17 protein-coding genes are annotated in these 18,168 nt (G+C 70.7%); 8 read left to right on the top strand and 9 right to left on the bottom strand.

Annotation, left to right across the window (positions count from 1 at the left end; genetic code table 11):
* Positions 1–12: 12 nt before the first annotated feature.
* The 4 genes from JCM7685_RS16355 (at position 13) to JCM7685_RS16340 (ending at position 3,254) form a co-directional block, all read left to right on the top strand.
* A complete protein-coding gene (locus JCM7685_RS16355; RefSeq protein WP_074966650.1) occupies positions 13–987 on the top strand; it encodes a class 1 fructose-bisphosphatase in 975 nt (324 codons plus the stop codon).
* 6 nt (positions 988–993) lie between these two features.
* Positions 994–2,031 carry a class II fructose-bisphosphate aldolase gene (fba, locus tag JCM7685_RS16350; RefSeq protein WP_074966649.1) on the top strand — a complete coding sequence of 346 codons (1,038 nt, stop codon included), beginning with the start codon at positions 994–996 and terminating at the stop codon, positions 2,029–2,031.
* A gap of 69 nt (positions 2,032–2,100) precedes the next feature.
* Positions 2,101–2,520 (top strand): DUF4186 domain-containing protein, encoded by a 420-nt coding sequence (locus JCM7685_RS16345; protein ID WP_074966648.1) that lies wholly within the window; start codon positions 2,101–2,103, stop codon positions 2,518–2,520.
* A gap of 59 nt (positions 2,521–2,579) precedes the next feature.
* Complete coding sequence (locus JCM7685_RS16340) at positions 2,580–3,254, top strand: nitroreductase (protein ID WP_074966647.1); 675 nt, start codon at positions 2,580–2,582, stop codon at positions 3,252–3,254.
* Positions 3,255–3,682: 428 nt separating this feature from the next.
* Here the strand turns inward: JCM7685_RS16340 and JCM7685_RS16335 are convergent, their stop codons facing one another.
* From JCM7685_RS16335 to JCM7685_RS16315, 5 genes are read right to left on the bottom strand one after another with little or no spacing between them, the layout of a single operon-like run.
* The gene (locus JCM7685_RS16335) at positions 3,683–4,792 is read right to left on the bottom strand and encodes a thiolase family protein (RefSeq protein ID WP_074966646.1); all 1,110 of its coding nucleotides are present in this window, start codon (positions 4,790–4,792) and stop codon (positions 3,683–3,685) included.
* On the bottom strand, positions 4,789–5,934 hold the full coding sequence (locus tag JCM7685_RS16330; protein WP_074966645.1) for an AMP-binding protein: 1,146 nt from the start codon (positions 5,932–5,934) through the stop codon (positions 4,789–4,791). Before JCM7685_RS16330 ends, JCM7685_RS16335 begins: the two co-directional genes overlap by 4 nt.
* Positions 5,931–6,503: a biotin transporter BioY gene (locus JCM7685_RS16325; protein WP_074966644.1), complete on the bottom strand. Its 573-nt coding sequence runs from the start codon at positions 6,501–6,503 to the stop codon at positions 5,931–5,933. The genes JCM7685_RS16330 and JCM7685_RS16325 overlap by 4 nt, the downstream gene beginning before the upstream one ends.
* 8 nt (positions 6,504–6,511) lie before the next feature.
* Complete coding sequence (locus JCM7685_RS16320) at positions 6,512–7,129, bottom strand: energy-coupling factor transporter transmembrane component T family protein (protein WP_074966643.1); 618 nt, start codon at positions 7,127–7,129, stop codon at positions 6,512–6,514.
* Positions 7,104–7,862 carry an energy-coupling factor ABC transporter ATP-binding protein gene (locus tag JCM7685_RS16315; RefSeq protein WP_083412614.1) on the bottom strand — a complete coding sequence of 253 codons (759 nt, stop codon included), beginning with the start codon at positions 7,860–7,862 and terminating at the stop codon, positions 7,104–7,106. Before JCM7685_RS16315 ends, JCM7685_RS16320 begins: the two co-directional genes overlap by 26 nt.
* 722 nt (positions 7,863–8,584) lie before the next feature.
* On the opposite strand from JCM7685_RS16315, the gene JCM7685_RS16310 reads away from it, so the two are divergent.
* The 4 genes from JCM7685_RS16310 to ilvD all read left to right on the top strand — a co-directional run bounded on the left by JCM7685_RS16310 (position 8,585) and on the right by ilvD (position 12,762).
* The gene (locus JCM7685_RS16310) at positions 8,585–9,217 is read left to right on the top strand and encodes a lysophospholipid acyltransferase family protein (RefSeq protein WP_074966642.1); all 633 of its coding nucleotides are present in this window, start codon (positions 8,585–8,587) and stop codon (positions 9,215–9,217) included.
* Positions 9,218–9,220: 3 nt separating this feature from the next.
* Entirely contained in the window at positions 9,221–10,159 is a 939-nt protein-coding gene (locus JCM7685_RS16305) for a phosphatidate cytidylyltransferase (RefSeq protein WP_074966641.1), read from the top strand.
* Positions 10,156–10,797 (top strand): CDP-alcohol phosphatidyltransferase family protein, encoded by a 642-nt coding sequence (locus JCM7685_RS16300; protein ID WP_074966640.1) that lies wholly within the window; start codon positions 10,156–10,158, stop codon positions 10,795–10,797. The genes JCM7685_RS16305 and JCM7685_RS16300 overlap by 4 nt, the downstream gene beginning before the upstream one ends.
* 126 nt (positions 10,798–10,923) lie before the next feature.
* Positions 10,924–12,762, top strand: coding sequence for a dihydroxy-acid dehydratase (ilvD, locus tag JCM7685_RS16295; protein ID WP_074966639.1), 1,839 nt, complete (start codon positions 10,924–10,926; stop codon positions 12,760–12,762).
* Positions 12,763–12,826: 64 nt separating this feature from the next.
* Here the strand turns inward: ilvD and JCM7685_RS16290 are convergent, their stop codons facing one another.
* From JCM7685_RS16290 to JCM7685_RS16275, 4 genes are all read right to left on the bottom strand, one after another.
* On the bottom strand, positions 12,827–13,978 hold the full coding sequence (locus tag JCM7685_RS16290; RefSeq protein WP_074966638.1) for a YncE family protein: 1,152 nt from the start codon (positions 13,976–13,978) through the stop codon (positions 12,827–12,829).
* 34 nt (positions 13,979–14,012) lie between these two features.
* The gene (locus JCM7685_RS16285; protein ID WP_074966637.1) at positions 14,013–16,436 is read right to left on the bottom strand and encodes a TonB-dependent siderophore receptor; all 2,424 of its coding nucleotides are present in this window, start codon (positions 16,434–16,436) and stop codon (positions 14,013–14,015) included.
* 134 nt (positions 16,437–16,570) lie between these two features.
* Positions 16,571–17,530 (bottom strand): FecR family protein, encoded by a 960-nt coding sequence (locus JCM7685_RS16280; RefSeq protein ID WP_211657829.1) that lies wholly within the window; start codon positions 17,528–17,530, stop codon positions 16,571–16,573.
* Positions 17,527–18,024: a sigma-70 family RNA polymerase sigma factor gene (locus tag JCM7685_RS16275; protein WP_074966636.1), complete on the bottom strand. Its 498-nt coding sequence runs from the start codon at positions 18,022–18,024 to the stop codon at positions 17,527–17,529. Before JCM7685_RS16275 ends, JCM7685_RS16280 begins: the two co-directional genes overlap by 4 nt.
* Positions 18,025–18,168 lie beyond the last annotated feature (144 nt).

Genomic DNA, 18,168 nt, shown 5'->3' with positions numbered 1-18,168 from the left:
CAGGGGCCGGACATGCTGAAACTGCCCAACGACGGCCCCGCCACCGGCCGCCCGCTTCCGGAGCTGCTGACCGGCGACGGTCCCGCCGCCGTCACCCTCGTCATCGCCGCAGCGCAGCCTGCGCTGGCGCAAAGGCTGGCCGCCGGCCGCCTGCACGGCGACCCCGAGGCCATCGTCGGCACCAACGACAGCGGCGACAGGCAGAAGGCGCTGGATGTCGCCGCCCATCACCACATGCTGGACGCGCTGGCCCGGGCCGGCGTCGGCCGGGTGCTGTCCGAAGAGGCCGAAGAGGTGATCACCCTGAACCCCGGCGGCGCCTGGGACGTGGCGATGGACCCCATCGACGGCTCGGGCAGCATCGGCATCGGCGCGCCGCTGGGCATGCTCTATTCCATCCTGCCCGCCGCGCCCGAGGGTTTCCTGCGCAAGGGCCGCGCCGTGGCGGCGGCGGGCTATGCCAGCTTCGGCCATTCGCTGGATTTCGGCTGGTCGCTGGGCGCGGGCGTCGACATCGCCACCTTCGACGCCGAGGCCGGCTGCTTCCGCCTGTCGCGGCAGGGGGTCAGGCTGAAACCCGCGGCCTCGACCATCGCCTACAACGCCTCGAACGAGCGTCACTGGCCACCCGGGCTGCAAGCCTGGCTGCGCGACCTGCGGCTGGGCAAGCAGGGTCCGCGCGGGCGCGACTTCAACATGCGCTGGCTGGCCGCCGCCGTGGGCGAATTGCACCGCATCCTGCTGCAGGGCGGCGCCTTCCTCTATCCCGCCGACGCCCGTCCCGGCTACGAGAACGGCCGGCTGCGGCTGATCTACGAATGCGTCCCCATCGCCTTCCTGATCGAGCAGGCCGGCGGGTTGGCCTCGGACGGCACCGGGCCGATCCTGGACCGCCAGCCGCGCGCGCTGCACGAGATGACGCCCCTGTTCTTCGGTGCTAAGGACGAGGTCGAATCCCTTCTTTCCCATCTCGCCAGCAAAGGATAACGCCCCATGGCCATGATCACACTGCGCCAGCTTCTCGACCATGCGGCCGAGAACGGCTACGCCGTCCCGGCCTTCAACATCAACAACATGGAGCAGGGCCTGTCGGTGATGACGGCCGCCGCGGCCACGGACAGCCCGGTGATCCTGCAAGCCAGCCGGGGCGCGCGTGCCTATGCCAACGACCTGGTGCTGGCCGGTCTGATCGAGGGCCTGTCGCGCGCCTTTCCGGACATCCCGATCTGCATGCATCTGGACCACGGCAACGGTCTTGCAACCTGCGCCACCGCGATCCAGAACGGCTTCACCAGCGTGATGATGGACGGCTCGCTGAAAGCCGACGGCAAGACCCCGGCCGATTACGCCTACAACCGCGACATCACCGCCCGCGTGGTCGAGATGGCCCATGCCTGCGGCGTCTCGGTCGAGGGCGAACTGGGCGTTCTGGGCAGCCTGGAAACCGGGATGGGCGACCAGGAGGACGGCCACGGCGCCGAGGGCAAGCTGTCCGAGGACCAGCTGCTGACCGATCCGGCCGAGGCCGAGCAATTCGTGAAGGACACCGGCGTCGATGCGCTGGCCGTCGCCATGGGCACCAGCCACGGCGCCTACAAGTTCACCCGCAAGCCCGACGGCGCCATCCTGGCCATGCATGTGATCGAAGAGATCCACCGCCGGCTGCCGAACACGCATCTGGTCATGCACGGCTCCAGCTCGGTGCCCGAGGATCTGCAGCAGATCATCAACGCCTATGGCGGCGACATCAAGCCGACCTGGGGCGTCCCGGTCGAAGAGATCCAGCGCGGCATCAAATCCGGGGTGCGCAAGGTCAACATCGACACCGACAACCGGCTGGCGATGACCGCCGCGATCCGCCGGAAGCTCAGCGAAGAGCCGGCCGAGTTCGACCCGCGCGGCTATCTGAAGCCCGCCATGGCGATGATGACCGAGATCTGCAAGGCCCGGTTCGAGGCCTTCGGCACCGCCGGCAACGCCTCGAAGCTTCGGCCGCTGCCGCTGGCCGCGATGGCGAAACGCTACGCCTGACGGCCGGCGCCGGGCCGCGCTGCCGCGCCCGGCCCTTGCGGGGCGGGCGCGGGGCCTTATCTGCAAGGCATGGACGAATTCGACGCCCTCTTCCGGCGGCTGGCGCAGTCGCGCTTTCGCAGCCGCTTCCGGCTGGGCCCGCGCGAGCGGGCCTATGCCGACGCCAAGGGGCGCGACACCATCGCCCGCCACGCCGGCGACTTCATCGCCGCGCGGCTGGCCCCGGCGCAGCCCCGCAACGACGGCCGGCAGACGCCGATGCGCGGCCATCCGGTCTTTGTCGCCCAGCACGCTACCGGCAGCTGCTGCCGGTCCTGCCTGGCGAAATGGCACGGCCTGCCGGCCGGGCGGGCGCTGACGGCGCCCGAGCAGGCGCGCATCGTCGCCCTGCTGATGCGCTGGATCGACCGCCAGATGGGCGATGTCCCGCCGCCGCCCGACCAGCGCCCACCCGACCCGCCGCCATTCGGCCCATCTCGGGCATCTTGACCGCCCGGGCGGGTTTCGACAGTCTGCCGCTGCTTTCGGGCCGTCGGGCAAGGCAGGGGATGCAGGGCAGTTTCAGCGAATTGATGCGGCGGCGGCGCTCGGTCCGGGGTTTTCTGGACCGTCCGGTCGACCGCGGACTGGTCGAAGAGATCTGCCGGCTGGCCCGCACCGCCCCCAGCGGCGCGAATCTGCAGCCCGGCCGCTTCCACGTCCTGGCCGGCACCGCGCTGTCCGACCTGACCGCCGGGCTTCGGGCCGCGATCGACGCCGGCACGCCCGAGACGGCGGAATATGCCTGGTTCCCCGAGCCGATGCCGGCCGCGCTGAAGGCACGGCAGCGGGCGGCGGGCTATGCGCTTTACCAGGCGCTGGGGATCGGCCGGCGCGACCTCGACGGCCGCCGCCGGCAGTTCCGGCGCAACTACGATTTCTTCGGCGCGCCGGTGGGGGTGGTGGTGACCATAGACCGGGCCATGGGCAAGGGTGGCTTCATGGACCTGGGGATGAGCCTGATGGGCTTCCTGCTGGCGGCCGAGGCGCAGGGCTTGGGCGCGACCGGCATCGGCGCGCTGGCGAATTACGGCCCGACCGTTCATCGCCTGCTGGCCCTGCCCGAGGACGAGATGGTGGTCTGCGGCATCGCGCTGGGTTGGCCGGACCCCGAGGCGCCCGAGAACGCCTTTCGCACCGAACGCGCGGCGCTGGCCGAATACGCCAGCTTCCGCGGTTTCTAGCCGCCGGCCGAGGAAGCGCCAAGCGCCGTCCCCCGAGCGGTCTGCCGAAAACGGCTTCCCCAAGGGCGCCGGGGCGACGTTCCGGCTTCGGAGAAGACCGGCCCCGAAACAAGGCATATCGGCCGGATCCGGGACCGATGTCCTGATGCCCGGCCGAGCCCGCCCCGTCGCACGGACCATTTCGGCGGCCTGGCGACAAACCGGCCAACGACCCGGAATCTTCGGATTTCCGGCCGGATCGCGGCGCACACGCCGCCAAGGCTCCGGCCCGCAATCCTTTCGGCGCCCCGCCAGCAGGCGGCGCAGCAGAAATCGTTCTAGATCCAGCGAAGATCCGCCTGAAAAATGAAGCGTTTTCGGCTTATTTTTGGCGGATTTCCCGTTCACCGCCCGCGTTGTCCTACCGCACTGACTTTTTCAGCACCCGGCTAGAGCCGTTCCAGCACCAGCGCGCTGCCAAGGCCGCCGGCGGCGGCGATCGCGGCCAGCCCGCGCTGGCCGGGCCGGGTCAGGTCGTGAAACAGCCGCACGGTCTCGATCGCGCCCGAGGCGCCGATGGGATGGCCGCGGGCCAGCGCGCCGCCACCCGTATTGATCCGCGCCTCGGGCAAGCCGGTCTCGCCGGCGCAGGCGATGGCCTGGACCGCAAAGGCCTCCATCAGCGCGACGGCGTCGAGGTCGCCGGGCGATGTCCCGCTGTCCGCCAGCGCCGCCCGGATCGCGGGCACCGGCGCCAGCCCGGGCAGCGCCGGATCGGCGCCCAGCGTCGCGCCCGCAAGGATGCGCAGCCGGGGCGTCGCCAGTCGCCGCGCCACGGTCTCCGAGACCAGCAGGCAAAAGCCCGCGCCATCCGCGGCGGCGGCGGTGTTGGCGGCGGTGACGCTGCCCGCCAGCACCTTGGCGCGGGCGCAAAGCTGCGGCGTCATCGGCCTGGCGAAAGGGTCGTCCCGCACCCCGGCGACGGCCGTGATCTCGGCCCGCAGCCGGTCCCGGGCGGCCAGCGCGCGGGCATGGCTGGCGATGGTCCAGGCGTCCTGCCGGGCGCGGGAAATGCCCAGCTGCGCGGCCACGGCCTCGGCCGCCTCGGCCATGCCGGGGTCGCGGTCGGGCCAGGGGGTGAAGGGCGGCTGGTCATAGGCCGCGGGCGGCCCGCCCTGCGGGTCGGTGCGCAGCCGCAACGGCCGGCGCGAATAGCTTTCGGCCCCGCCCGCGATCACCACCTGCGCCCGCCCGGAACCAATCAGCGCCTCCGCCAGCAGCACCGCATCCATGCCGCCGCAGCATTGCCGGTCGATGCCCAGCCCCGCCACCCGCTGCGGCAGGCCCGCCGCCAGCGCCGCCACCCGGGCCGGATTGCCACCCGCCCCCAGCGCATTGGCCAGGATCAGCTCGTCCACGGCGCCGGGCGCCAGTCCGGCATCGCGCAAGAGGTCGGCGATAACCGGCGCGGCCAGCTGGTGGATCTCAAGCCCGCGAAAGGCGCCGCCGCGCGGCACCACGGCGCTGCGCCGGGCGGCGACGATGACCGCCCCGGTCACGGCGCCACCAGCCGGGCCAGCGCCGCCAGGTCGGGCTTGTCCGACCCGAGCCGCGGCAGCCGGGCCAGGAAGACGATGCGGCGCGGGGCGGCATGATCGCCCAGCGCCTCGCGGCAGGCGCGGCGCAGGCTGGCCGCCAAGGCGTCGTCGCCCGCGCCCTCGACCGCCGCGACCACGGCATGGCCGCGCCGCGCATCCGGCAGCGCCAGCGCCGCGCAGGGCCGGGCGGAGGCCGCCGCCAGCACCGCCTCGACATCCTCGAGGAACAGGTTGCGGTCGGCCACCGTCACCATCCGGCTTTCGCGGCCGCGCAGGAACAGGTTGCCCCGGTCGTCCAGCCGGCCGATGTCGCCGGTCGTCAGATGGCCGTCCCGGCGCGGCGGCATGGGCAGGTCAGGCTCGGCATAGCCCTGGAAAAGATAGGGACTGGCGACGGCGATCCGGCCTTCGGCGTCCAGCCGCAGATCGACCCCCGGATAGGCGCGCCCGACCGAGCCTTCGGGCGTCTCGGCATCGGCGATGGTGATGAAGCTGGTTTCCGAGGCACCGTAAAAGGCGCGGATCGCGGCATTGGGACACAGCGCCGCCACGCCCGCCCGGCAGGCGGCATCCAGCCTGCCGCCGCCGCAAAAGACATGCGCCACCGCCGGCAGCACCCCCTGCCCCGCCAGCAGCAGCCGGTGCAGCTGCGTGGGCGTGGCGTAAAGCACCGTCGCCCCCGCCTCGGCCAGGGTCGCGCGCTGCCGGCGCGGGCTGTCCCCCGCCAACACCATCAGGCCGGCGCCCAGATGCAGCGCCTCCAGCGCGGCGTAAAGCGCCAGCGAATGGCCCAGCTGGCCCAGCACCGCATAGCGGTCCCGGGCCGACAGGCCGAAGGCGGCGCGGTTCACCTCGAAACTGGCGATCCAGGAGGCGTGGCTGCGGCGGATGGTCTTGACCCGCCCGCCCGAGCCGGAGCTCTGGCAGCACAGCCACGCCCCCGGCACACCGCCATCGGCACGGATGCCGGCCAGGCTCGCATGGATCGGCAGGCCCCACGCCAGGCAGTCGATGAGCGCCGCCACCGCCGCCGCGTTCTGCCCGCGCGCGCCGCAGCCCAGCACCGCGCCGGGCCGCGCCGGGGCGAAGGCCGCGGGCGTCACAGCCGCGTCCGCACCCCGGCGGCGGGGCGATGCCAGGCCAGCGTCTGCGGCCGGGCGCGGGCCAGCGCCTGCACCAGCATGCCGGTGATCGCCGCCTTCAGCAGGTCGCCGGGGACAAAGACCGCGACCAGCCTGAACGCCTCGGCCAGGGACTTGCCGCTGACCAGCGCAAGCCCGCCCGCGCCCATGACGTAAAGCACGACGATGCCGCCGAAGACCGCCCCCAGCCCCGCCGCCAGCCCGGCCGAGCGCAGCCGGACATGCTCGACGAACAGCCCGGTGGCGAAGGCCGCGACCGGAAAGCCCAGCGCGAAGCCCGCCGTGGGCGAGGCGAAGACGCCCAGGCCGCCGCGCCCGCCGGCAAGCAGCGGCAGGCCCAGCGCCACCAGCAGCAGGAAAAGCCCCGCCGCCGCCGCGCCGCGGCGTGCGCCCAGCACCGCGCCGGCCAGCATGACGCCCAGCGTCTGCGCGGTGATCGGCACGCCGAAGCCCAGCGTGATCTGCGGCACCAGCCCCAGCGCCGCGATCATGGCGGCGAAAAGCGCGACCTGCGCGATATTGCGTTCCATGTCCTCTCCTATTCCTGTTCCCAAGGGGCAAGGGCACCACCCCGCGCCCGCAAAGCCTCGCCGACATGATCGGCGTCGTCCATAGCCTGCAAGGTCAGCGGCAGCACCAGATGCCAGCCCGGCCGCCGACGGGACCGCGCCCGCCAGGCCTCGGCCAGGGTCTCGGCGCGCTGGACCAGCACCGGGGTAAAGCGGACGACCAGCGGAATCGCGATCTCCAGCGCCCCGGTCCGCAGCCCCAGCCGCCGCAGCGGCGCGGTCAGCCGGTGGATCAGCGCCACCAGGTCCTGCAGCGGCGTGGTCATCGTCACCAGATTGGCCAGCGCCACCAGCGTGACCATGCGCAGCGTGATCAGCACCCCCTGCCGCAGGTCGCCGGTCAGCCCATGCCAGCCGAGCAGCAGCACGACGAAGGGCAGCACCACGCGCAGGCTGCGCAGGCCGGCGCGCAGAAAGGCCGGCCCCGGCGCCGCGTAAAGCGCCAGCACCGCCGCCAGCGCAATCCCGTTCGCCGCGATCCCGCCCGCCACGAACAGCACGGTCGAGACGACGCACAGCGCCCCCAGCTTCAGCCCGGCGGGCCAGCGATGGGCGCGGGTCTCAACCGGCGAGGTCAGCGAGATCATCGAGGTCCCCCAGCCGGATCATCTCGGCGGTGAAGGCGGGCAGCAATTCTGAGGGCCCGCCCCGGGCCACGATGCGGCCCCGGTCCAGCCAGAACAGTTCGTCGCAGGCTTCCAGATCGGCGGGCTCGTGCGAGATATGCAGAAGCCGCGTGTCCGCCCGGTGCAGGTGGCGGGCCAGCTGGCGCCGCGTCGGGATGTCGAGCCCGGCATAGGGCTCGTCCAGGATCAGCAGTTTCGGCCGCATCGCCAGAACCGCCATCATGCAGACCAGGTGCTTCTGCCCCTGCGACAGCGCCGAGATCGGCGCGTCGTGCCAATGCGGCTTGTCGAAGGCGGCGAGCACCGCCTGGACCCGCACCGCCGCCTGCGCCTTGTCCAGCCCCTGGTGGCGCAGGCCGAAGGCGATTTCCTCGGACACGCGCGGAAAGATGATCTGGTGCTCGGGGTTCTGGAACAGGATGCCCACGGTATCCAGCGCGGCGCGGCGGTCGCGGTAAAGGTCCTGGCCGTTGATGCGGATCCGGCCGCCGGTCGGCGCCAGCAACCCGGCCAGCAGCCGCGCCAGCGTGCTTTTGCCCGAGCCGTTGCGCCCGACCACGCCGATGCGCCGGGCCGAGGAATGCAGCGTCACCCCCGACAGCACCGGCCGGTCCGCGACCTCATAGCCCAGATCGTCCAGCCGGATGGCGAAATCGGCCGTCGCGGCCCGTTCTGCGTCATGGATCTGCGGCATTCTCATCCTGGCTTGGCCGGGCGCGCGATGGTTCCGCGCCTCTTTAACCGCAGAACGCCGCCGCGAGAAGCCCGCGCGGCATGCCGCGCCCCGACGCTGCGCCATTGCGCGGGCTTTCCCCAGGATTTGCGTCGTTGTTCCCCTTCCGGCCGCCGGCGCGCGCCTCCGAAGTCGGCCGAGGCTTTGTGAAAGCGCGGCCAGGCGGCGCGCAGATCGGAACAATGTTCTCCTTCGATATGCTGCGAAAAGGCTCCGCTTATCGCCCCATAAGGGGCCATTCCAGGGAAACGGTTTTCGGCGGATGTGCGGAAACCGGGTTTCCGCCCGCCCTCGACCCCGCGCGGTTGGTGGCGCGCCCGCAGCGGCCCTGCCGGACGCAGGACCGCGCTCTTTCGCCTGACGGCGCGGGGGAATCGGTCCAATACGCGGCCAGGGCATCATGCCGAGGCGGTATTCCGTCCGGCCCCCGCCGGCTTCGGGACAGCGCCCACGGCCGGCGCCGGCCGAGACGGCCGCGGCGCGGAACGCGCCCACCCCTGCCGTGGACAAAGGAAAGAGGTCCAGCGTCAGCATCGCCGCCGCCCCCCCCGACGCGCCGGTCGCGCGACACGCAGCTCAGGCCGAGGCGACACGGCAAGCGCAAGGCCCGCCCCAGGCTCTTTCATATCCGCCCGTTTTCATGGCAGGAAAGACCGCAGAACCAAGGCGGTGGGAGAGGTGGCATGAGTGCGACGACGGCGGTGCGCTTGACTCGTGCGGGGCTGGTCGGGACCGCCCGCGCCCTGCTGAGCCTGCGGGCCATCGACCTGCCGCCGCCCTCGGGCCAGCCGCGCATCCTGGTCGCGAACCACGTCAGCCACGCCGATTTCGTGGCGCTGTGGTCGGTGCTGCCTCCGGCGCAGCGGCTGCGCACCCGCCCCGTCGCCGGGGCCGATTACTGGGAACGCTCGGACCTGCGGGCCTGGATCGCCAACGCGGTCTTTCGCGCCGTGCTGATCGACCGCGACCCCGCCAGCCGCCGCGGCGACCCCATCGCCACCGTCGCCACGGTGCTGCAGGGCGGCGAGGACGTGATCTTCTTCCCCGAGGGCACGCGCAACCTGACCGATGCCCGGCTCTTGCCGCTGAAATCCGGCATCTTCCACCTGGCCCGCGCCGTGCCCCAGGCCGAGATCGTGCCGGCCTGGATCCTGAACCTGGACCGCATCCTGCCGAAGGGCGCCTTCCTGCCGGTGCCGCTGAACTGCGCCGTGCGCTTCGGCCAGCCCATGCGCCCCGAGACCGGAGAAAGTCGCGACGATTTCCTGTCCCGCCTCGGCGCCGCCATGCTGGCGCTGAGCCAAGCGAAAGGCTGAGCCATGGACCGTTTCCATTCCCCCTCGGCCTTCTTCTTCTACGGGCTCTTCGCCTTCCTGCTGCTGGCCTCGCTGGTCGCGCGGCTGCTGATCCGCTCGGGCCGGGTCCGGGGCGAGATGGCCGGCAACCTCGCCGACCGCATCCGGGCCTGGTGGGTGATGATCGGCGTGCTGGCGCTGATCTTCACCCTGGGCGCCGGGGCGATCACGCTGTTCTTCGCGCTGTGCTCCATGGCGGCCCTGCGCGAATTCGCCACCATTACCCATACCCGGCGCGACGACCACGACGGGCTCGCCATCGCCTTCTATGTCGTCCTGCCGCTGCAATACCTGCTGGTCTATTTCGAGGTCCCGGTCTTTGCCGCGCTGCTGATCCCGGTCTATTGCTTCCTGCTCTTGCCGGTCGTCACCGTCCTGAAGGGCGAGGTGCAGGGCTTCCTGACCCGCGTTTCGGAAACGCAATGGGCGCTGATGGTCTGCGTCTATTGCGTCTCGCATATCCCGGCGATCCTGACGCTGGACATTCCGGGCTATCGCTACAGCGCCTTCACGCTGGTCGCCTGGCTGATCCTGGTCGTGCAGGCCTCGGACGTGCTGCAATATGTCTGGGGCAAGGCGCTGGGGCGGCACCTGCTGGCACCGCGCGTCTCGCCCTCGAAGACGGTCGAGGGGCTGGTCGGCGGCGTCCTCAGCGCCAGCGCGCTGGGGGTGGCGCTGGCGCCCTTCACGCCCTTCGCGTGGTGGCAGGCCGGGCTGGTCGCGCTGACCGTGACCACCTTCGGCTTCCTCGGCGGGCTCATCATGTCGGCGATCAAGCGCGACCGGGGCGTCAAGGACTGGGGCACGCTAGTGCAGGGCCATGGCGGCATCCTGGACCGGCTGGACAGCCTGGTGTTCTCGGCCCCGGTGTTTCTGCATATCCTGGCATGGGGGTGGTTATGACTAAGGATTTCAGCCGGCGGCCGATCGCCAGCCGCAACACGAAATGGGCCGCCTATGTGACGCGGCGGCTGGTGGCCGAGGGCGTGGCGCCGAACCGCATCTCGGCCGGCTCGGTCGTGGCGGCGGCGCTGGCGGCCGGCGCCTTCGCGACGGCGGGCGCGGTCGGCCCGCTGTGGGCGGCGGGGCTGCTTCTGCTGCTGGGCGCGGCCCTCACGCAGCTGCGGCTGCTCTGCAACCTCTTCGACGGGCTGGTCGCGGTCGAGGGCGGCATGGCCAGCCCCGACGGCGCCTTCTGGAACGAGGTGCCGGACCGGCTGTCCGACCTGCTGATCCTCGCGGGCTTCGGCATGGCCTTGGGGCGGCTCGAACTGGGCCTGCTGGTGGGCGCGCTGGCGATCCTGACCGCCTATCTGCGCGAATTCGGCCGGGCGGCGGGCTTGGGCTCGGATTTCTCGGGGCCGGGGGCCAAGTCGCATCGCATGGCGGTGGTCACGCTGGGCGCCGTGGCGCAGGTCGTGGTCTGGTCGCTGGGCCAGAACTGGCCGGTTCTGTTCTGGGCGCTGTCGCTGGTACTGGCGCTGACGGCGGCCACCGTGGCCCGCCGCAGCTGGTGCATCCTGAGAAAGATGCGCGCCTGAGCCCTTGCCTCGCGGACAGCGCGGCACCAGATTCGTCAAAGAATCGCGTCAGGGGGGCTGAACTCGGCCGGCCTGACGTGCTAACAGGCGCCCCAGCCCGGACAACCATACCAGAGAACCGAAGCCATGCCCGCATATCGTTCCCGCACCACCACCCATGGCCGCAACATGGCAGGGGCCCGCGGCCTCTGGCGCGCCACCGGGGTCAAGAACAGCGATTTCGGCAAGCCCATCATCGCCATCGTGAACAGCTTCACCCAGTTCGTGCCCGGCCACGTCCATCTCAAGGACCTGGGCCAGATGGTCGCGCGCGAGGTCGAGGCGGCCGGCGGCATCGCCAAGGAATTCAACACCATCGCCGTGGACGACGGCATCGCCATGGGCCATGACGGGATGCTGTATTCCCTGCCCTCGCGCGAATTGATCGCCGACTCGGTCGAATACATGGTCAACGCGCATTGCGCCGACGCCATGGTCTGCATCTCGAACTGCGACAAGATCACCCCCGGCATGCTGATCGCGGCGATGCGGCTGAACATCCCGGCCGTCTTCGTCTCGGGCGGCCCGATGGAGGCCGGCAAGGCCACGCTGGGCGACGGGCGCACGGTCTCGCTGGACCTGGTCGATGCCATGGTGGCGGCGGCGGACGACAAGATCTCGGACGCCGACCTGGCGGCCATCGAGGAAGCCGCCTGCCCGACCTGCGGCTCCTGCTCGGGCATGTTCACCGCGAACTCGATGAACTGCCTGACCGAGGCGCTGGGTCTGTCGCTGCCCGGCAACGGCTCGACCCTGGCCACCCACGCCTTCCGCAAGGGGCTGTTCCTGGAGGCCGGGCGCCGCGCGGTCGAGATAGCCAAGCGCTATTACGAACAGGACGACGATTCGGTGCTGCCGCGCAATATCGCGCGGAAATCGGCCTATGAGAACGCCATGGCGCTGGACATCGCCATGGGCGGCTCGACCAATACCGTGCTGCACCTGTTGGCGGTGGCGCAGGAAGGCGGCGTCGATTTCACCATGGACGACATCGACCGGCTGTCGCGCAAGGTGCCGTGCCTCTGCAAGGTCGCGCCGAACAAGGCCGACGTGCATATGGAGGACGTGCACCGCGCCGGCGGCATCATGGCGATCCTGGGCGAGCTGGACCGCGCCGGGCTGATCGACCGCGACTGCACCACGGTCCACGCCGCCACCATCGGCGCCGCCATCGACCAGTGGGACATTGCGAAATCGAACGACCCGGCCGCGCGCGAACTGTTCCTGGCCGCCCCGGGCGGCGTGCCGACGCAGACCGCCTTCAGCCAGTCCTCGCTCTGGCCGGACCTCGACACCGACCGGGAAAAGGGCGTGATCCGCTCGGCCAGGACGCCGTTTTCCAAGGACGGCGGGCTTGCGGTGCTGCGCGGCAATATCGCGCTCGATGGCTGCATCGTGAAGACGGCGGGCGTGGACGAATCCATCCTGGTCTTTACCGGCACCGCGAAGGTCTATGAAAGCCAGGACGCGGCGGTCTCGGGCATCCTGACCGGCAAGGTCGAGGCCGGCGACGTGGTCGTCATCCGCTACGAAGGCCCCAAGGGCGGGCCGGGGATGCAGGAAATGCTGTATCCGACCAGCTACCTGAAATCCAAGGGGCTGGGGAAAGCCTGCGCGCTGATCACCGACGGCCGCTTCTCGGGCGGGACCTCGGGCCTGTCCATCGGCCATGCCTCGCCCGAGGCGGCGGCCGGCGGCACCATCGGCCTGGTCCGCGACGGCGACCGGATCGAGATCGACATTCCGAACCGCACCATCCACCTGGCCGTCCCGGACGAGGAACTGGCCGCGCGCCGGGCCGAACAGGACGCCAAGGGCTGGAAGCCGGCGCAGAAACGCCAGCGCCAGATTTCGGACGCGCTGCGGGTCTATGCGCAATTCGCCAGCTCGGCCGACAAGGGCGCGGTGCGGGTGCTGCCGGAATAAGACCCGGCGGCAGGAGATGAAAAAGGGGCGCCGCGCGGGCGCCCCTTTCGCGTTCCGGCGGGGATCAGTCCAGCTTGGACAGGTCCACGCGCAGCACCGAATCCACCGCATCCTTGCGGAAATCCGGGTGCTCGTCGCCATGCGGCACCTTGACGGTCACGAACAGCAGCTTGCCGTCCTGGCTGACCTCCAGGCTGTTCGGATGCGTCGGCAGCGACAGCGCGTGCTTGACCGCCAACGCCTTGGCGTCGATCACCACCAGCTTGCCGGTGCCTTTCGGCTCTTCCTGGCTGACGCCGCGGGTGGTGACATAGACCTCGTCGCGATCCGCATTATAGACCACGTCCAGCGTGCCCGTGCCGGCCGGGACCGTGCCGATCAGCTTGCCGTCCTCGGTGCCGAAGACATAGATCTGGCCGGTGTTGGCATCGGCCGCGAACAGCCGCCCGCCCTTGGCGTCCAGCGCCAGGTTGACGAAGAAATGCTTGGAATCGTCCTTGGCCGTGCCCTTGGTGTCGCCGGTCGAGAAACCGCCGACCCGCTCGCCCGAGGCGGCATCATAGACAGCGACCTCATCGATGCCGCCGCCGCCGACATAGACCCGGCCCTTGTCGCTGTCGACGGCAAGCCCCGCCGACCACAGGCCCGAGTCGTCGACGCGCTTGACCAGCTCGGCCTTTTCGCCGTCCACGATCCACAGCGCGCCCTTCTCGGTCGGGCTGGTGACATAGACGCGGTGGGTCTTTTCATCGACCGCGACCATGCGGGTATGCTCATAGCCCTCGCCGTCCTTCTGGCCCAGCTGCACCGAGCCGGTCAGGACCCCGCTCTTCGCGTCGAGGATGCTCAGCTTTCCGCTCATGGTATTGCCGACGTAAAGCCGGCCCAGGTCGCGGTCCATCGCCAGCGCGAAGGCGCCGTCGGGCAGCTGGATGCGGCGCTTGACGCTGAGATCGTCGCGGTCGAGCAGCCAGACATAACCGGCGCTCGGCCCCTCGAAGCTGGGATTCGCCGCGACGAAGACCACGCCCTGGTCGGCATCGTCCAGGATCTCGTAGGCGCCGGTGATGATGTCCTGGCGGATCACCGCATCGGCATAGCCCGCGGGCTGGACCAGCGCGGCCGCGTCCTGCGCCAGGGCCGGCAGGGCGGGTGCGGCCAGCGTCATCGCCAGCACCAGCGGCAGGATCGCGCGTTCGGCAAATGTTTTCCTCATTCCGTGTCCTTCTTCTGTCCTTGCGTCGAAAACCTCAGAAGCGCGACACCAGCGTCAGCGTGGCATTGCGCGGCTCGCCCCAGGAAATATCGCCCGGGTTGTTGTAATAGCGGCGGTCGAACAGGTTGTTGACGTTCAACTGCGCCGACCACTTGTCGCTGATGTCATAGCGCGCCATGGCGTCGAAGACGGCATAGCTGCCCTGCTCGACCCGATAGTCGGTGCCGCCGGTCGAGACCGTGGCCCAGGTGCCGCTCTGCCAGCGCAGCCCGCCGCCGACGGTCCATTGCTCCCCGCGACCGGGCAGATCGTAGCTGGTGAACACTTTGACCGAGCGGCGCGGCTGTTCCGGCGCATGGTCGCTGCCGTCGGCCGCCTTCATGCGCAGCGCGGTGGCGCCCAGGAACAGGTTCCAGCCCTCGCGGATCTCGCCCGCCAGCTCGACCTCGATGCCGCGCGAGCGGATGCCGTCGGCGCCGCGATAGGCGAATTCGCTGGTCCCCGGCACCAGGATATCGCCGTCCTGCACCGCGACATTGTCCTGCTTGGTGTCGAACAGCGCGACGGTGGCGTTCATGCCGCCGCCGAACAGCTCGGCCTTGGCGCCGATCTCGTAGCTTTCGCCCATGACCGGGTCGAGGTATTTGCCCTCGCGGTCGCGATAGCTTTGCGGGTCGAACACCTCGGTATAGCTGCCATAGACCGACCACTGGTCGTTCAGGTCATAGACCAACCCGGCGAAGGGCACGAATTCGCCGAACTTGCGGTCGTCGCCCTGGAACTCGGACCGCCAGTCGGTATAGCGCCCGCCGACGATCAGCGTCAGCGGATCGGTGACCGAGAACCGGCCCGAGGCATAGGCGGAATATTTCGTCACGTTGCGCTCATAGCCGGGCATATCGACCGGGTTGAAGTCCGGTCGCGGATAGGAGCCGTCGAAGTCGAAGATGCTGCCGACCGGGGCCAGATCGCCGGAAACGCCCGGCCAACTGCGGTCGATCCAGTCCTGATCGGCGCGAACCCCGACATTCACCACATGGCTGCGGCCGAACAGCGCGACCGGACCGGTGGCCTTGGCGTCGAAGCTCAGCAGCCGCGTGCGCTCCTCGCCGCCCCAGGCGCTGACATCCAGCCCCTCGCCCGTGGCCTGGTCGATGTCGCCATAAAGATACAGCAACTCGGCATTGTATTGCCGCCAGGTCGCGCCCAGCGTCGCCTCGGCCTGCCAGCCGTTGTCGAAGTCGTGTTCCAGCTTCGCCACGGCCGAGGTCTGCTTGCTGGACCAATATGCCCAGTCCGGCGCGTGCGAGAAGCTGCGCCCCAGCTCGATCTTCTCGCCATTGCTGAAGATCGCCGGAAGCTGGCCCCAGGTGGTGCCGGTCGGGTCGTAATTCTGATGCTCCAGGCTGAAGCGCAGCCGGGTCTTTTCGGTCAGGTCGGCGTCGATCGCGGCGTAATAGGTCTGCCGGTTCAGGTGATAGCGGTCGATGAAGGAATCGTGGCTGTCCGCATCCATGATGAAGCGGGCGCGCACGCTGGCGTCGGCATTCAGCGGCGTGCCCAGGTCAAGCGTGCCGCCGACCTTGTCCCAGCTGCCGAAGCGCAGCTCCATGCTGCCCTCTTGCGTGCGGGCATTGGCGCGCTTGCGGGTGATCGAGACCGCCGCCCCCGGCTCGCCCGAGCCGGTCATCAGCCCGGTGGCGCCGCGCAGCACCTCGACCCGGTCATAGGTCGCGGCCGAGGAGTTCACCCCGATGCCGGAATACCAGCCCTGATAGGTCGGCAGCGCCACGCCGTCGATCATGTAATTGCCGATCCAATAGCCGCGCGCATAGGTCGAATCGCGGTCGGTCTCATAGGAAACCGAGCTGACGCCGGTGGTATAGTTCAGCGCCTCGCGGGTCGAGGCGAAGCCCTGGTCCTTGATGCGCTGGTCGCTGATCACGCTGACCGATTGCGGCGTCTCGCGCACGGTCAGGGGCAGGCCGGTCGCAGTCGCCGCCTCGGGCGCGGCATAGCTGCCCGAGCCCTCGGTCGCGCCTGCAGCGCCGGTGGCCAGCGTCACCGTGTCCAGCACGACCTCGCCCGTGGCGCCCGCCGCCGGGGTGGCGGCCCGCGCCGGCGCGGCGATGGTGACGGTATTGCCGCTCAGCTGATAGCTCAGCCCCGATCCGGCCAGCAGCGCCGACAGCGCCTGGCCCCGCGTCAGCGCGCCGCGCACGCCGGGCGAGCTTTTGCCGCGCACCGTCGCCGGGTCGAAGAACAGCTGCGTCCCGGTGGCGGCGGAGAATTGCACCAGCGCCCGCGCCAGCGGCTGCGGCGCGATGTCAAAGCTGGTGCGGGCCTCCTGCGCCTGGGCGGGCATACCCGCCAAAGCCAGCGGCACCAGCGCACTGCCCATGCTCAGCGCCAGAATGCGGCGCGCCCGGCGCCGCGCGGTCTTGTTGCAGATCTGCATGTCGTCCTGTCCCCTGCCTGTTCGGCCCGTGCGCGACGGGCCCGTGTCCGATCCCGAGGGTCGCTGGCATGGCGCCCTCAACTGATCCGACACCGCAGGGCGGCCGGGGTTATGAACGGGACGGCGAAAATTTTTCATCCGGCCGCGCCTTCGGGCGCCCGCCGGTCCACCAGGACCACCAGCCCGGCCGCCTCGCGGACCCGGATCGGCAGGATGCGGGCGATATGGGACAGCGCGGCATCGGCGTCGCTGGCGTCGAAGATCGCCGTCACCGGCAGCGCGCCCACGGCGTCGTCCAGCAGCAGGATGCGGCCGCGGCGATAGCGTTGCAGCTCGGCCAGCACCTCGCGCAGCGGCACCTCGTCAAAGACCAGCCGGCCCTGGCGCCAGCCGGTCGCTGCCCCGGTGTCGACCGGCCGTCCGGGCACGAGGCCCCGCGCGCCATAGGACATCTGCCAGCCCTGCCCCAGCGTGACCGGCGCCGCCTCGCCCGCGCTGACCGAAACGGCATGTTCCGTCACCGTCACCACCACCTGCCCGGCGCGCAGGTTCACGTCGAAGGCGGTGCCCAGCGCCACCACCCAGCCCGCGCCGGCCTCGACCACGAAGGGGCGGGCGGCATCCGGCGCGACCTGGAACCAGGCCTGGCCTCGGTCCAGCCGGATGCGGCGCGCCTCGGGCGTCAGCTCGACCGAGATGCCGGCGTCCGGTCCCAGCTCGACCCGGCTGCCATCGGCCAGCACCAGGCTGCGGCCCTGGCCGATGCCGGCGCTGTAGTCGCTCTGCCGCGCCCAGCGCCAGCCCAGGGACAGGCCGACGGTCGCCGCCAGCCCACCCAGCAGCGCCTCGCGCCGGCCGATGCCCCCGCCCTGCCCGATGCGCCCGGCCCGGCGCATGCGCTCGTATTCCGGGCGCACCATCTCGAACCGCGCCCACAGCGCCTCGGCCTTGGCATAGGCGGCGGCGTGTTCGGGGTCGGCGATCCAGGCGGCGAATGCGCGGCACCGAGGCGCCGCCGTCGCCTCGTCCTGCATGGCGACGAACCATTCCAGCGCCTCCAGCGACAGCCCGTCCCGTTCCGCCTCGGCACTCACAGCCGGCGGTCCAGTTCGGCCATGGCCAGCACGATATGGGTGATGACCGTGTTGCGCGACACGCCCATGCGGGCGGCGGTCTGGTCGTGGCTCAGCCCCTCGATCCGGCTCAGGACAAAGGCCTGCCGGCGCCGTTCCGGCAGCGCGGCGATGGCCTGCAGCAACCGGCGCAACTCGGCGCGATACAGCGCCACCATCTCGGGCGAGGGCGACAGATCGGCCAGCGCCTCAAGGTCGGCGCCCTCGACCTCGACCGCGGCGCGGCGGCGGGCGTCGCGCAGGTGGTTCAGCGCCAGGTTGCGCACCGCCCGCGCCAGATAGGCGGCGCTGGGTTCCAGCGGCACCTGCGCCGCCCGGCCCAGGATATTGGCGAAGGCCTGCTGCACCACGTCCTCGGCCGTCGCGGCATTGCCGACCAGCCGCCGCGCATGGCCGCGCTGCCGGCGATGCTCGGTGCGGTAGAGAGCCGAAACGAGGGTCGAATGCGTCGTCAAGTCAAGGGAACCGCCTGCCAGCTTCGCCCGCCTGTCTAGGGGCAATCCGGACACCGCGCAATGCCTGATGCAATTACTCGGAAATTATCCGCCGGAACCTCTCGGCGGCCCCGGTCGTTGGGACCGCGACCGATCGCCGAGGGG

This window comes from Paracoccus aminovorans, assembly GCF_900005615.1.
Lineage (GTDB): Bacteria > Pseudomonadota > Alphaproteobacteria > Rhodobacterales > Rhodobacteraceae > Paracoccus > Paracoccus aminovorans.
The sequence above is the reverse complement of the archived record's forward strand: the minus strand, read 5'-3'. Positions and strand labels throughout refer to the sequence as shown.